The sequence below is a fragment of the Curtobacterium sp. MCPF17_031 genome, from assembly GCF_003234035.1.
GTDB lineage: Bacteria > Actinomycetota > Actinomycetes > Actinomycetales > Microbacteriaceae > Curtobacterium.
This window is the reverse complement of the sequence record NZ_QKSG01000001.1, coordinates 308,494-323,319: the sequence shown is the minus strand read 5'-3', so window position 1 is coordinate 323,319 and position 14,826 is coordinate 308,494. Positions and strand designations below refer to the sequence as shown.

General features: G+C 69.5%; 12 protein-coding genes. 9 read left to right on the top strand and 3 right to left on the bottom strand.

The genetic code is table 11. The features are described from left to right. Positions 1–25 precede the first annotated feature (25 nt). The 9 genes from uvrA to DEJ31_RS01550 all read left to right on the top strand — a co-directional run bounded on the left by uvrA (position 26) and on the right by DEJ31_RS01550 (position 11,299). Entirely contained in the window at positions 26–3,034 is a 3,009-nt protein-coding gene (uvrA, locus tag DEJ31_RS01590; RefSeq protein WP_258366068.1) for an excinuclease ABC subunit UvrA, read from the top strand. Next, positions 3,035–5,155, top strand: coding sequence for an excinuclease ABC subunit UvrC (gene uvrC, locus DEJ31_RS01585; protein ID WP_110902221.1), 2,121 nt, complete (start codon positions 3,035–3,037; stop codon positions 5,153–5,155). A gap of 151 nt (positions 5,156–5,306) precedes the next feature. Then, complete coding sequence (gene rapZ / locus DEJ31_RS01580; RefSeq protein ID WP_110902222.1) at positions 5,307–6,194, top strand: RNase adapter RapZ; 888 nt, start codon at positions 5,307–5,309, stop codon at positions 6,192–6,194. A 78-nt stretch (positions 6,195–6,272) separates the two neighbouring features. Further along, positions 6,273–7,253: a DNA-binding protein WhiA gene (gene whiA, locus DEJ31_RS01575; RefSeq protein ID WP_110902223.1), complete on the top strand. Its 981-nt coding sequence runs from the start codon at positions 6,273–6,275 to the stop codon at positions 7,251–7,253. A 239-nt stretch (positions 7,254–7,492) separates the two neighbouring features. Then, a complete protein-coding gene (gap, locus tag DEJ31_RS01570) occupies positions 7,493–8,497 on the top strand; it encodes a type I glyceraldehyde-3-phosphate dehydrogenase (RefSeq protein ID WP_110902224.1) in 1,005 nt (334 codons plus the stop codon). A 4-nt stretch (positions 8,498–8,501) separates the two neighbouring features. Next, positions 8,502–9,719, top strand: a complete 1,218-nt coding sequence (locus tag DEJ31_RS01565; protein ID WP_111121048.1) for a phosphoglycerate kinase — start codon at positions 8,502–8,504, stop codon at positions 9,717–9,719. A 43-nt stretch (positions 9,720–9,762) separates the two neighbouring features. Continuing rightward, on the top strand, positions 9,763–10,542 hold the full coding sequence (gene tpiA, locus DEJ31_RS01560; RefSeq protein ID WP_111121047.1) for a triose-phosphate isomerase: 780 nt from the start codon (positions 9,763–9,765) through the stop codon (positions 10,540–10,542). Positions 10,543–10,683: 141 nt separating this feature from the next. Then, positions 10,684–10,935 carry a preprotein translocase subunit SecG gene (secG, locus tag DEJ31_RS01555; protein ID WP_110825023.1) on the top strand — a complete coding sequence of 84 codons (252 nt, stop codon included), beginning with the start codon at positions 10,684–10,686 and terminating at the stop codon, positions 10,933–10,935. Position 10,936: 1 nt separating this feature from the next. Then, positions 10,937–11,299, top strand: coding sequence for an RNA polymerase-binding protein RbpA (locus DEJ31_RS01550; RefSeq protein ID WP_110902226.1), 363 nt, complete (start codon positions 10,937–10,939; stop codon positions 11,297–11,299). Between the two features lie 158 nt (positions 11,300–11,457). On the opposite strand, the gene pgl is transcribed toward DEJ31_RS01550, so the two are convergent. From pgl to zwf, 3 genes are all read right to left on the bottom strand, one after another. Beyond that, positions 11,458–12,228, bottom strand: a complete 771-nt coding sequence (gene pgl / locus DEJ31_RS01545) for a 6-phosphogluconolactonase (protein WP_110902227.1) — start codon at positions 12,226–12,228, stop codon at positions 11,458–11,460. Positions 12,229–12,336: 108 nt separating this feature from the next. Then, a complete protein-coding gene (locus DEJ31_RS01540) occupies positions 12,337–13,281 on the bottom strand; it encodes a glucose-6-phosphate dehydrogenase assembly protein OpcA (RefSeq protein ID WP_111121046.1) in 945 nt (314 codons plus the stop codon). Further along, on the bottom strand, positions 13,278–14,816 hold the full coding sequence (gene zwf / locus DEJ31_RS01535) for a glucose-6-phosphate dehydrogenase (RefSeq protein WP_110902229.1): 1,539 nt from the start codon (positions 14,814–14,816) through the stop codon (positions 13,278–13,280). The genes DEJ31_RS01540 and zwf overlap by 4 nt, the downstream gene beginning before the upstream one ends. Positions 14,817–14,826 lie beyond the last annotated feature (10 nt).

Sequence of the window (14,826 nt, the reverse complement as noted above, 5' to 3'; positions counted from 1 at the left end):
GACCGGCTTCGTAGAATCGTCTGCGATGACCATCACCTCTGACCGCGGAACCGCCATGTCCGGCCCGGACGACTTCGACGAGCCGTCGGACCTGCACCTGCCCGGCGGGACGGCCCCGCACGACACGTCGACGCTCAGCGTCCGTGGTGCGCGCGTGCACAACCTCCGAGACGTCGACCTCGAGATCCCGCGCGACTCGCTCGTCGTGTTCACCGGGCTGTCCGGCTCGGGGAAGTCCTCGCTCGCGTTCGACACGATCTTCGCCGAGGGCCAGCGGCGCTACGTCGAGTCCCTGTCGGCGTACGCCCGCCAGTTCCTCGGCCAGGTCGACCGCCCCGACGTCGACTTCATCGAGGGCCTGTCGCCGGCGGTGTCGATCGACCAGAAGTCGACGAACCGCAACCCGCGTTCCACGGTGGGCACCATCACCGAGGTCTACGACTACATGCGTCTGCTCTGGGCGCGCATCGGCATCCCGCACTGCCCCGTCTGTGGTGAAGTGATCAGCAAGCAGAGCGTGCAGCAGATCGCCGACCAGTTGATGACGCAGGAGAGCGGCACCCGTTTCCAGGTGCTCGCGCCGATCGTGTCGAAGAAGAAGGGCGAGTTCGTCGACCTCTTCCAGGAGCTCGCGGCCTCCGGCTACTCGCGCGCCATCGTCGACGGCGAGCGGATCCAGCTGAGCAGCCCGCCGACGCTGAAGAAGCAGGTCAAGCACGACATCTCCGTCATCGTCGACCGCCTGGTCGCCAGCGACGACATCCTCGGACGCCTGACGGACTCGCTCGAGACCGCCCTGCGCCTGACGAACGGCACCGTGGCGATCGACCTCGTGGACCACGAGGGCCCCGGCGCCGTCCGGACCTACTCCGAGAACCTGTCGTGCCCGAACAACCACCCGCTGGCCCTGACCGAGATCGAGCCGCGGACCTTCTCGTTCAACGCCCCGTTCGGCGCCTGCCCGGAGTGCTCGGGCCTCGGTACCCGGATGTCCGTCGACCCGGACCTGGTGCTCGGCGACCCCGAAGCCTCGTTGAAGGACGGCGTGCTGCTGCCCTGGACCGGCACCAGCGGCCTGTACTCCTACTTCGAGAAGCTGCTCGCCGGTCTGGGCAAGGAGCTCGGGTTCCGCATGGACACCCCGTGGAGCCAGCTGCCGTCGTCGGTGCAGGCGGCGATCCTGACGGGCAAGGACTTCGAGGTCTCGGTGTCCTGGCGGAACCGCTTCGGCCGCGAGATGCGGTACACGAGTGGGTTCGAGGGTGTCATGCCCTACATCGAGCGGAAGTTCGCCGAGGCCGAGACCGACTCGCAGCGCCAGCGCTTCCAGGGCTACCTGCGCGAGGTGCCCTGCCCGGTGTGCGACGGCACCCGCCTGAAGCCCGAGGTGCTCGGCGTGACCGTCGACGGTCGCAGCATCGCCGACGTCACGAGCATGGCCCTGGACCAGGCATACGCGTTCATGGCGGACATCGCCCTCACGGATCGCGAGGCGCACATCGCCGCGGCCGTCCTGCGGGAGATCCGGGCGCGTCTCGAGTTCCTGCTCGAGGTCGGCCTCAACTACCTGACGCTCGCGCGCGGAGCAGGCGGGCTCTCCGGCGGCGAGGCGCAGCGCATCCGTCTGGCGACGCAGATCGGTTCGGGCCTGACCGGCGTCCTCTACGTGCTCGACGAGCCGAGCATCGGTCTGCACCAGCGCGACAACCGCCGGCTCATCGACACCCTGGTCAAGCTCAAGGACCTCGGGAACACCCTCATCGTCGTCGAGCACGACGAGGACACCATCCGCACCGCTGACTGGGTCGTCGACATCGGACCGGGCGCGGGCGTCAACGGCGGCAACGTCGTGCACTCGGGCTCCTACGCGGACATGATCGAGAACCGCGAGTCGATCACGGGTGACTACCTGGCCGGACGTCGGGCGATCGAGATGCCGTCGGAGCGCCGGAAGGTGAACCGCAAGCGCGTCATCAGCGTGCAGGGTGCGCGGGCGAACAACCTCAAGGACGTGGACGTCGACTTCCCGCTCGGGGTGTTCACGGCGGTCACCGGCGTGAGCGGTTCGGGCAAGTCGACGCTGGTGAACGACATCCTCTACAAGGTGCTCGCCAACCAGCTCAACGGTGCCCGACACATCGCCGGCAAGCACACCCGCGTGAAGGGCCTCGACCAGCTCGACAAGGTCGTGCACGTCGACCAGGCACCGATCGGCCGCACCCCGCGCTCGAACCCGGCGACGTACACCGGCGTCTTCGACCGCATCCGTCAGCTCTTCGCCGAGACGCAAGAGGCCAAGACCCGCGGCTACCAGCCCGGTCGCTTCAGCTTCAACGTCAAGGGCGGGCGCTGTGAGAACTGCTCTGGCGACGGCACGATCAAGATCGAGATGAACTTCCTGCCCGACGTCTACGTCGCGTGCGAGGTCTGTGGCGGCGCCCGGTACAACCGCGAGACGCTGCAGGTCCACTACAAGGGCAAGAGCATCTCCGAGGTCCTGGACATGCCGATCAGCGAGGCGGCCGAGTTCTTCGAGCCGATCTCCGCGATCCACCGGTACATGGCGACCCTGGTCGACGTCGGCCTCGGCTACGTCCGACTCGGCCAGAGCGCGACGACCCTGTCTGGTGGCGAGGCGCAGCGCGTCAAGCTCGCGACCGAGCTGCAGCGTCGCTCGAACGGCCGCACCGTGTACGTGCTCGACGAGCCGACCACGGGTCTGCACTTCGAGGACGTCCGGAAGCTGCTGCTCGTGCTGCAGTCGCTGGTCGACAAGGGCAACACCGTCATCACGATCGAGCACAACCTCGACGTCATCAAGTCCGCCGACTGGCTCATCGACATGGGTCCCGAAGGCGGTTCGGGTGGTGGCACGGTCCTCGCGACCGGCACCCCGGAGCACGTCGCCGACGTCCCGGAGAGCCACACCGGTGTCTTCCTCCGCGAGATCCTCGAGGCGCAGGACGCCCGCGTGGGCAAGGAGCGGTCGGTCGGCGCGCGTCGAGCAGGTGCACAGAAGGCAGGTGCTCGCTAGGTGGCCGACACCGTCCCCTGGCGGCCGAAGGCGGGTGAGATCCCGACCGACCCGGGCGTCTACCGATGGCGCGACGGCAACGGTCGGGTGCTCTACGTCGGCAAGGCGAAGAACCTCCGCGCCCGCCTGAGCAACTACTTCGCGCCGCTGCCGACCCTGCACGAGCGCACCCGGCGGATGGTCCTGACGGCCAAGAGCGTCGAGTGGACCACCGTCGGATCCGAGATCGAGGCGCTGCAGCTCGAGTACACGTGGATCAAGGAGTTCGATCCGCCGTTCAACGTCAAGTTCCGGGACGACAAGTCGTACCCGTACATGGCGATCACGATGGCGGACGAGGCGCCCCGCGTGATGGTGACCCGGAACCGCAAGATCAAGGGCGCCAAGTACTTCGGGCCGTACCCGAAGATCTGGGCGGTGCACGACACGATCGACCTGATGATCAAGGTCTTCCCGATCCGCACGTGCTCGGAGTCCTCGTACAAGCGGGCCATGCAGACCGGCAAGCCCTGCTTCCCGGGGCAGATCGGCAAGTGCGGCGGCCCGTGCTCCCAGCGCGTGACCATCGAGGAGCACCGCGCGCTCGTCGAGGAGTTCGTCCGCTTCATGGGCAGCTACGACCGACGCGTCATCACGCAGCTCCGGCAGCGGATGGCCGCGTCGGCGGACGCCATGCAGTACGAGCAGGCCGCGCGCTTCCGTGACCAGGTCGAGGCGCTCGAAGCGGTCCTCGAGAAGTCCGCCGTCGTGCTCAAGGACTCGGTCGACCTCGACCTCTTCGGCATCGCCGAGGACGAACTGGCCGCGGCCGTGCAGCTGTTCTCGGTCCGTGGCGGCCGCATCCGCGGTGTGCGCGGCTGGGTGGTCGACAAGGAGCTCGACATCAGCACCGGCGACCTCGTCGAGCAGATCGTGCAGGGCGTGTACGCCGACGACGGGCTCTCGACCGGTGCCGACGGTGCCCTGCTCACGCAGGCGAGCGCAGACCCCACCCCGGGCGTCGCGAACGACGGCCCGCCGCGTGAGGTCGTCGTGCCCGTGCTGCCGGACGACGCCGACGCGCTGCAGCAGTGGCTCAGCGACCGCCGTGGGGGTCGTGGCACGAAGCTCAGCACGGCGCAGCGCGGTGACCGGGCCGGACTGGCCCGGACCGCGTCACAGAACGCCCAGCAGGCGCTGATGCTCTACAAGACCAAGCGCTCGGCCGACTACACCACGCGGGCCGCAGCCCTGGCCGACATCCAAGAGGCCCTCGGCATGAGCGAGGCACCACTGCGGATGGAGTGCTACGACATCTCGCACCTGCAGGGCACGAACGTCGTCGCCTCGATGGTCGTGTTCGAGGACGGCCTGCCCCGCAAGGACCAGTACCGCCGCTACACGATCGCCGAGACCACTGACGACACCGACAGCATGTACCAGGTGCTCACACGGCGCCTGGCGCGGCTCGACGAGGACGCGGCAGTACCCGACGTCCCGGACGTGACGGGGGACGGCGTTGTCGAGGGATCGAAGCCCTCGAAGCGGTTCGCGTACCGGCCGCAGCTGCTCGTCGTCGACGGCGGGCAGCCCCAGGTCGCGGCGGCGAAGCGTGCGCTCGACGAGGCCGGGGTCCGGGACATCGCCCTGGTCGGCATCGCGAAGCGCCTCGAGGAGCTCTGGCTGCCGGACGACGACTTCCCGGTGATCCTGCCGCGCAACTCCGAGGCGCTCTTCCTCATCCAGCGCCTCCGTGACGAGGCACACCGGTTCGCGATCACGCACCAGCGCACACGTCGGAAGCGTGACGTGCGCTCGCAGCTGTCCGAGATCCCCGGGCTCGGACCGAACCGCGTCTCGGCGCTGCTCAAGCACTTCGGGTCCGTCGCCCGGCTCCGGCAGGCGACGCCGGAAGAGGTCGCCGAGGTCCCGGGCGTCGGACCGGCGACCGCGGCCGCGGTGGTCCGGAAGCTCACGACGGTGCCGGCCAGTGCGCCAGAGTCGGCCAGTGCACCTGGACCGACCGGTGCACCTGGACTGACCAGTGCGCCAGAGCCGCCCGAGCCCGTCAGTGCTCCCGCGCCGGCAGGCCCGGTGCGTGTGCCCGAGCCGACCCCGGACGGTCCGCACCGGCCTGTGTGACCCCGGCACGGGCCTCCCGGCCGGACGGTAGCCTGGACGCGGACCCGGGGCGTGCAGCCCGAGGGTCCGCGGGCCGACCCCTGCCGAGCGCACCGCGCACGGCGACGACGGGCGACCCGCCCGGCCAGACCACGATGGAGCCCCTTCGCAGATGACCGACACCACCTCGCAGCAACAGCACGACGTCCTCATCGTGACGGGCATGTCCGGCGCGGGGCGGTCGACGGTCGGCAAGGCGCTGGAGGACCTCGGCTGGTACGTCGTCGACAACCTGCCGACGCAGATGCTGGGGCCGCTCACCGACCTGGCGGACCGAGCGGGGGAGTCGATCCCGAAGATCGCCACCGTCGTCGACGTCCGCGGCGGCCGGTTCTTCACCGATCCCGAGCGTGCCGTGCAGTCGCTTCGCGAGAGCACGAGCGCCCGCGTCCGGGTGCTGTTCCTCGAGGCCACCGACCAGGTCCTGGTGCGGCGCTTCGAGCAGGTGCGCCGGCCGCACCCGCTGCAGGGCGAGGACACGCTGCTCGACGGCATCGCACGGGAGCGCACTCGGTTGCTCGGCCTCCGCGAGGCATCCGACCTGATCATCGACACGTCCGACCTGAACATCCACCAACTCGCGAACTCGGTGACCGAGAAGTTCGCAGAGGACCGGTTCGTCGGAGTCCAGGTGACGCTGATGAGCTTCGGGTTCAAGTACGGCCTGCCCGCCGACGCCGACATGGTGGCCGACGTGCGCTTCATCCCGAACCCCTACTGGGTGCCGGAACTGCGGCCGCACACGGGGCTCGACAAGCCCGTCTCCGACTACGTCATGGAGCAGTCCGGAGCCCGTCCGTTCGTCGACCGCTACGCCTCGGTCCTCGAGCCCGTGTTCGAGGGGTACCAGCGCGAGAACAAAAGACACGCTACGATCGCCATCGGCTGTACCGGCGGCAAGCACCGTTCGGTCGCCATCGTCGCCGAGTTGGCGAGCCTCCTCCGCGGGATGCCCAACGTCGCCGTGCGTGTGAAGAACCGAGATCTCGGCCGGGAGTGACCGTCCCACCGGCCGCCTCCACACGTGTGCGCCCCGGGACCGCAGAACCCCACCCCGAAGAACGTAAGGAATGATGCCGTGCCGTTGACTGCCGAGGTGAAGGACGAGCTGGCCAGGGTCGTCGTCAACCGGAACACGGTCCGCGCCGCCGAACTCGCGACCGTCCTGCGCTTCGCCGGGGGCCTGCACGTCATCTCCGGCCGCATCGCGGTCGAGGTCGAGCTCGACACCCGGATCATCGTGCACCGGGTCCGCAAGGACCTGGCCGAGCTCTACGGCGTCCGCAGTGAGGCCTCCGTCGGCTCGACCGCGTCGTCCCGTCGCGGCACCCGCTACCTGGTGCGTGTGCTCGAGGCGGGCGAGACGCTCGCCCGCCAGACCGGCCTGATGGACGCCCGTCGTCGTCCGGTGCGGGGCCTCCCGAACCGGCTGACCACCGGCAACCGCGAGGACCTCGCCGCCATCTGGCGCGGGGCGTTCCTGGCCTCCGGGACCCTGACCGACCCGGGCCGTGCCGCGGCGCTCGAGGTCACCTGCCCGGGCAACGAGGCCGCGATGGCGCTCGTCGGTGCAGCCTCCCGCCTCGGGATCGCCGCGAAGGGCCGTGAGGTCCGCGGGGTGCACCGCGTCGTGATCCGTGACGGCGAGGCGATCGGTCAGATGCTCACGGCCATGGGCGCCGCCCGCACCACCGCCGACTGGGAGGAGATGCGCCAGCGCCGGGAGGTCCGGGCCACCGCCAACCGCCTGGTCAACTTCGACGACGCGAACCTCCGCCGTTCCGCGCAGGCCGCCGTGGCCGCGTGCGCCCGGGTCGAGCGCGCGCTGGAGATCCTCGGCGACGAGGTGCCCGACCACCTGCAGTACGCCGGCGCACTGCGCCTCGAACACCGTGACGCCTCGCTCGACGAGCTCGGCCAGCACGCGGACCCGCCCATGACGAAGGACGCCATCGCCGGGCGCATCCGCCGACTGCTCGCGATGGCTGACAAGCGTGCCAGCGACCTCGGCATCCCGGGCACCGAGGCGAGCGTCCCGGAAGAGCTCGAGGGCGCCTGACCGCAGCCCGCGCCGGGCAGTCATCTGACCCACCGTCGGACCCCCGTGGCCGCCGCACCCGAACCGTCCCCAGGACGGCGTCATGCAGGCGGTCCGCGGGGGTCCGACTGCTAGGGTCGGTACGGCGACGTCACGGGGCCCATCGTCCCGTGCGTGGGTCGGCCGTCGTCCACGACGACGCCTCCACACTCCGAAAAAGCAGCGTCTCCCGAGGCGCTCCACACCCAACAGGAGATCCATTGACCGTCAAGATCGGCATCAACGGCTTCGGCCGGATCGGCCGTAACTTCTTCCGCGCCGCTCTGGCCAAGGGCAGCGACCTCGAGATCGTGGCGGTGAACGACCTCACCGACAACGCGTCCCTCGCGAACCTGCTCAAGTACGACTCGATCACCGGCAAGCTCGGCGTCTCCGTCGAGCTCGACGGCGACAACATCGTCGTCGACGGCAAGGCCATCAAGGTCCTCGCCGAGCGTGACCCCGCCAACCTGCCCTGGGGCGAGCTGGGTGTCGACATCGTCATCGAGTCGACCGGCTTCTTCACGAAGGCCGCCGATGCGCAGAAGCACATCGACGCCGGTGCCAAGAAGGTCATCATCTCCGCTCCGGCGACCGGTGACGACGTCACGATCGTCCTCGGCGTGAACGAGGACACCTACGACGCCGCGAACCACCACATCATCTCGAACGCCTCGTGCACCACGAACAGCCTCGCGCCGCTCGCCAAGGTGTTCCACGACGCGTTCGGCATCGAGCGTGGTCTCATGACCACCGTGCACGCGTACACGGCCGACCAGAACCTGCAGGACGGCCCGCACAAGGACCCCCGTCGTGCCCGTGCGGCCGCGCTGAACATCGTCCCGACCTCCACCGGTGCAGCGAAGGCCATCGGCCTGGTCCTGCCGGAGCTCGCCGGCAAGCTCGACGGCTTCGCGCTCCGCGTCCCGGTCCCGACCGGATCGATCACGGACCTCACGCTCGAGACCAAGGCCGACGTCACCGTCGATGAGATCAACGCCGCGTACAAGGCTGCCGCCGAGGGGCCGCTGAAGGGCATCCTGCTCTACAGCGAGGACCCGCTGGTGTCGACCGACATCACCACGGACCCGCACTCCTCGATCTACGACTCCGGCCTGACCAAGGTCATGGGCAACCTCGTCAAGATCACCTCGTGGTACGACAACGAGTGGGGCTACTCGAACCGCCTGGTCGACCTGACCGAGTTCGTGGGCGAGAAGCTCTGACCTGATGGCTCTCCGCACCCTCGAGGACCTCGGCGACCTCGCCGGCAAGCGTGTCGTCGTCCGCTGTGACCTGAACGTCCCGCTCGCGGACGGCACGATCACGGACGACGGCCGCGTGCGGGCGTCGCTCACCACCCTGAACACCCTGATCACCGCCGGTGCGCGCGTGGTCGTGGTGTCCCACCTCGGCCGGCCCGACGGCGAACGGAAGCCCGAGTACTCACTCGCGCCCGTCGCCCAGCGCCTGTCCGAGCTGCTCGGCAAGCCGGTCGCCTTCGTCGGCGAGACGGTCGGCGACGACGCGACCGCGGCTGCCGAGGCCCTCGAGGACGGTGACGTCCTGCTGCTCGAGAACCTCCGCTTCAACCCGGAGGAGACCTCGAAGGACGCCGCCGAGCGGACCGCCTTCGCGGAGCGCATCGCCGCACTCGGGGACGCCTTCGTCTCCGACGGCTTCGGTGTCGTGCACCGCAAGCAGGCCTCCGTCTACGAGCTGGCGTCGGCGCTCCCCAGCGCTGCCGGTCAGCTCATCGAGCAGGAACTGACCGTGCTCGAGCGGCTGACGAAGGACCCGGAGCGGCCGTACACCGTCGTGCTCGGTGGTTCGAAGGTCAGCGACAAGCTCGGTGTCATCGACCACCTCCTGCCTCGGGTCGACACGATCTGCATCGGTGGCGGGATGCTCTTCACCTTCCTCGCGGCCCAGGGCCACGGCGTGGCAAAGTCGCTGCTCGAGCAGGACCAGCTCGACACGGTCCGCGAGTACCTCTCGCGGGCGACCGAGCTCGGCGTGACCATCGACCTGCCGACCGACGTCGTGGTGGCCTCCGGGTTCGCCGCGGACGCCGAGCACGTGACGGTCGCCGCGGACGCCATCGAGTCGTCGTCGTTCGGCACGGACGGCATCGGCCTGGACATCGGACCGGAGACGGCCGAGCGGTTCGCGGCAGCGGTCTCCGCGTCGAAGACGGTCTTCTGGAACGGCCCGATGGGCGTGTTCGAGTTCCCGGCCTTCGCCGCCGGCACGAAGACGGTCGCCCAGGCGCTGACCGAGGTCGACGGTCTCGGTGTGGTCGGCGGTGGCGACTCCGCCGCCGCGGTCCGGTCGCTCGGGTTCACGGACGACCAGTTCGGCCACATCTCCACCGGTGGTGGAGCGAGCCTCGAGTTCCTCGAGGGCAAGTCGCTGCCGGGTCTCGAAGCACTGGGGTGGTCCGCATGAGCCGCACGCCGCTGATCGCCGGGAACGCTCGGGAGGACGCAGCATGAACCGCACCCCCTTGATCGCGGGCAACTGGAAGATGAACCTCGATCATCTCCAGGCCATCGCGACCGTCCAGAAGCTCGCGTGGACGCTGAAGGACGCGCGCCACGACCACGCGGACGTCGAGGTCGCGGTGTTCCCGCCGTTCACCGACCTGCGAAGCGTGCAGACGCTGATCTCGGCGGACAAGCTGCCGCTGGCGTTCGGTGCCCAGGACCTCTCGCAGTACGACTCGGGTGCGTACACCGGTGACGTCTCGGGCGCCTTCCTCGCGGCACTCGACGCGAAGTACGTCATCGTCGGGCACTCCGAACGTCGCACCATGCACGGTGAGACGGACGAGGTCGTGGCTGCCAAGACGGCCGCTGCCGTGAAGCACGGTCTCGTGCCGGTCGTCTGCGTCGGCGAGACCGGCGAGCAGCGGGAGCAGCGCGGGGCCGGCGTCGTGCCGGTCGAGCAGCTCCAGGTCGTCCTCGGCACCGTGCAGCCGTCCGAGATCGTCGTCGCGTACGAGCCGGTGTGGGCCATCGGCTCCGGCCAGGCAGCGACCGCAGAGCAGGCGCAGGACGAATGTGCTGCGCTGCGCCGCGGGATCGCCGCCGCCTGGGGTGACCAGGCCGCTGCCGACACGCGGGTGCTGTACGGCGGTTCGGTCAAGTCGGGCAACATCGCCGGCTTCCTCCGCGAGCCCGACGTCGACGGCGCCCTCGTCGGTGGCGCGTCCCTCGACGTGCAGGAGTTCGCCGCCATCGCGCGGTTCCAGCAGCACGTCGGTCTCTAGACCAGCACCGCCGAGGCGCGACGGGCACCGCCCGTCGCGCCTCGTGCTGTGCCCCTCCCGAACCGCCCAGCCCGTCCGGGTCCCGACCGCGCTCCGCGTGACCGGTATACTCGGATGGCTGACTGACACGAAAGGTACGTCGTGGCGATACTCTCCGTCGTGCTGCAGGTCCTGCTCGCGATCACGAGCCTCCTGCTCACGCTCCTCATCCTCCTGCACAAGGGCCGCGGTGGCGGCCTCTCGGACATGTTCGGCGGTGGTGTGACGAGCAACCTCGGGGCATCTGGCGTCGCCGAGCGCAACCTGAACCGCATCACGGTGATCCTCGGGCTCCTCTGGATCTCGAGCATCATCGTGCTCGGTCTCATCAACAAGTTCACGGCAGGGAGCTGACATGGCATCCGGAGGAAGCGCAATCCGCGGGTCGCGCGTCGGCGCGGGCCCGATGGGCGAACAGGACCGTGGGGTCCAGGCCGAGCGTGTGGCCATCTCCTACTGGGACGCGATGGGCAACGAGGTCGTCCGGTACTTCGCCGCGAACCTGCCCGACGACGAGATCCCGGAGACGGTCGACTCGCCGTCCACGGGTCTGCCGGCCGGTCGTGACAAGGAGAACCCGCCGCAGGTCGCCAAGACCGAGCCGTACAAGACGCACCTCGCGTACGTGAAGGAGCGTCGCACCGAGGAAGAGGCAGCGCAGCTCCTCGAGGACGCGCTCCAGCAGCTGCGCCAGCGCCGCGGGACCGCAGCCAAGTAGACCACCACCGGGTACAGAGAAGGCCCCCGCACCGATCGGCGCGGGGGCCTTCTCTGTCATCGCCGTGACGGTCCGGGAGCGGACGACGGACGGGAGGCCCGGTACCAGCTGGTACCGGGCCTCCCGTCCGTGTGCAGGCGCGTCACGCGCCCCGTGCGTCAGTACGTCGACGCAATGAGGTTCTCCGGGACGTCGCGTGCGGCGTCCTGGTCGACGAAGAAGACGGTGCGCTTCCGACCACGCACGCCGCCGACGGGGACCTCGTCGACCGAAGCGCCCGCGAGTGCCAGCCCGAGGACCGACGCCTTCTCGGCTCCGGACAGGATGACCCAGACGCGCTGCGAGGCGTTGATCACCGGGTACGTGAGCGTCAGGCGCTGTGCCGGCGGCTTGGGGGAGTCGTCGACCGGGACGACCTTGCGGTCGGTGATGCGCAGCTGCGGGAACTCCGGGAACAGCGAAGCGGTGTGGCCGTCCGGTCCGACGCCGAGCAGCGTGATGTCGAACCGGGGGGTCTCGGCGGAGTCCGGGGCAGCGGCGAGGAGTTCGCGCTCGTACTGCTCGGCGGCCTCGTCGATGCTGATGCCGGCGTCCGACGGAGCCATCGGGTGGATGTTCTCCGGCGGGATGCTCACGTGGTCCAGGAAGTCCGTCTGCGTGCCGGTGATGTTGCGGTCCGCGTCCCCCTCCGGCACCCAGCGCTCGTCGACCCACCAGACGTGGACCTTCGACCAGTCGACGCTCTGCTTCGCCTGCGACTGACCGATCGCAGCCAGGACGAGAGTGGAGACGGAGCCCCCGCTGATCGCGATGTCGGCTCGCCCCTGCTCGTCGAGGACGTCGATGATCTTCGTGATGAAGCGTGCGGCGACGGAGGCGCCGAGGGCCTGCTTGTCGGGGTGCACGAGCACCCGCCGTTCGTTGGTCACGTGACTCCTGTGTTCGTGTGCGGTCGGTGTGCCCGCGGGCCGGTCCGGCCGGCCGTCCGACCGTCCACCGTGCGGGTGGGGGAGGACGGGCGGCCGGACCGTGGTGGTTCAGCCCGCGATGCGTTCGCGGAGCTTGGCCACCCCGTGCTTGACGACGTCTCCGAAGAGGACGTCCGGGTCGAGTCTACGGAGTTCCTCGGCCAGGCAGTCGCGGAGGTTCCGACGGGGCAGGGACAGGTCGTGCGTCGGCTGACCGGGCATCGACAGCGTCGCCACGTCGACCAGGGACCGCTCGAGTTCGATGGTCCCGGACTCGCGGATCAGCTTGACGCCGTGGATGCCGCTCGAACCGGTCGCCCGGGGCGAGGTGGTGACCTCCACCGGGACCTTGAGCTGCAGTCCGAGCCAGGCCGCGAGCAGGACGGTCGACGGGCTGTCGAACGCGCCCGAGACCTCCACCGCGGTGATCGGCTCGAACGGCGGCTGGTCGAGCGCGGCGGCGAGCTGGTTCCGCCAGAGGGTCAGGCGGGTCCACGCGAAGTCGGTGTCACCCGGTGCGTAGGAGTCGGCCAGCGCCATGATCGCCGCGTTCGGGTCCTTCTGAGCGGCTGCGTCCGTGATGCGACGCTGGGCGATCCGGCCGAGCGGGGACGCCGAGGGCTTCTCCGGCGCGGCTTCCGGCCACCAGGCCACGACGGGCGCGTCGGGCAGCAGCAGCCCGGTGACCAGGCTCTCCTCGTCCGCCGCGGTCTCGCCGTAGGCACGGAGGACGATGACCTCGCTGGCTCCGGCGTCGCTACCCACGCGGATCTGCGCGTCGAGCCGGCCGGGGGACGCGACGTCCCCCTCGTTCTTCGACACGATGATGACGCGCATCGGGTGCTCGCGGGACGCCTGGTTCGCGGCCTCGATCGCCTCTTCCTCGCGACCGAGGGCGGTCGAGACGATGAGGGTGAGGACGCGGCCCAGGGCGACGGCGCCGCCCTCTTCGCGGATGTGCACCAGGGTCTTCTGGATCTTCGAGACCGTGGTGTTCGGCAGGTCGATCTTCATGGACGCCTCCAGGTCCGACCGTCGCGGGCCAGGAGCTCGTCGGCCGAAGCCGGGCCCCAGGTGCCGGGACGGTACTGTTCGGGCTGGCCCTGAGTCCGCCAGAACTCCTCGATCGGGTCGAGGATCTTCCAGGACAACTCGACCTCCTGGTGCCGCGGGAACAGCGGCGGGTCACCGAGGAGCACGTCGAGGATGAGCCGTTCGTAGGCCTCGGGAGAGGCCTCGGTGAACGCGTGGCCGTAGCCGAAGTCCATCGTCACGTCGCGGACCTGCGTCCCGACGCCCGGGACCTTCGAACCGAAGCGGAGCGTGACGCCCTCGTCCGGCTGCACGCGGATCACGAGGGCGTTCTGGCCGAGCGGGGACTGCTCGATGCCGAAGACGTCCTCGGGCACGCGCTTGAACACGATCGCGATCTCGGTCACCCGACGACCGAGTCGCTTGCCGGCACGCAGGTAGAACGGGACGCCCTGCCAGCGGCGGGTCGCGATGTCGAGACGGATGGCCGCGAAGGTCTCGGTCGTGGACTCGGGGTTCATGCCCGCTTCCTCGAGGAACCCGAGCACCTTCTCGCCGCCCTGCCACCCACCGGCGTACTGCCCGCGGCTGGTCGCCGTGGACAGGTCCTCGGGCAGGCGGACCGCGGAGAGCACCTTCTCCTTCTCGGCACGGAGGTGTCCGGCCTTGAACGAGACGGGCTCCTCCATCGCCGTGAGGGCGAGGAGCTGCAGGAGGTGGTTCTGGATGACGTCGCGCGCCGCGCCGATCCCGTCGTAGTACGCGGCTCGTCCGGCGACGCCGATGTCCTCGGCCATCGTGATCTGCACGTGGTCGACGTAGTTCGAGTTCCAGATGGGTTCGTACATCTGGTTCGCGAACCGCAGCGTCAGGAGGTTCTGGACGGTCTCCTTGCCGAGGTAGTGGTCGATGCGGAACACGTCGTCGGGAGCGAAGACGCTCTCGACGATGGCGTTCAGCTCACGTGCGGTGCGGAGGTCGGAGCCGAACGGCTTCTCGACCACGACGCGGCTCCAGGAGCCGTCGCGCTTCTCGGTGAGGCCCGAGACCTTGAGCTGCTCCGTGACCACGGGGAACATCTTCGGCGGGATGGAGAGGTAGAAGGCGTGGTTGCCGAGCGTCCCACGTTCGGCGTCGAGCGTGTCGACGGTCTCCTTGAGCAGCCGGAACGCCTCCGGGTCGTCGAACGATCCCTGGACGAAGCGGATGCCCTGTTCGAGCTGACGCCAGACGTCCTCGTCGAAGGGGGTCCGCGAGTGCTCCTTGACGGCATCGTGGACGAGTTGGGAGAAGTCCTGGTCCTCCCAGTCGCGCCGAGCGAACCCGACCAGCGCGAATCCCGGGGGCAGGAGCCCCCGGTTCGCGAGGTCGTAGACCGCGGGCATCAGCTTCTTCCGGGAGAGGTCTCCCGTCACCCCGAAGATGATGAGGGTGCTGGGACCCGCGATCCGGTTCAGTCGACGGTCCGCGGGCAACCGGAGCGGATTGTGCTCCGGGGTGATCGCCACCGGTGACATGTCGGTGAAC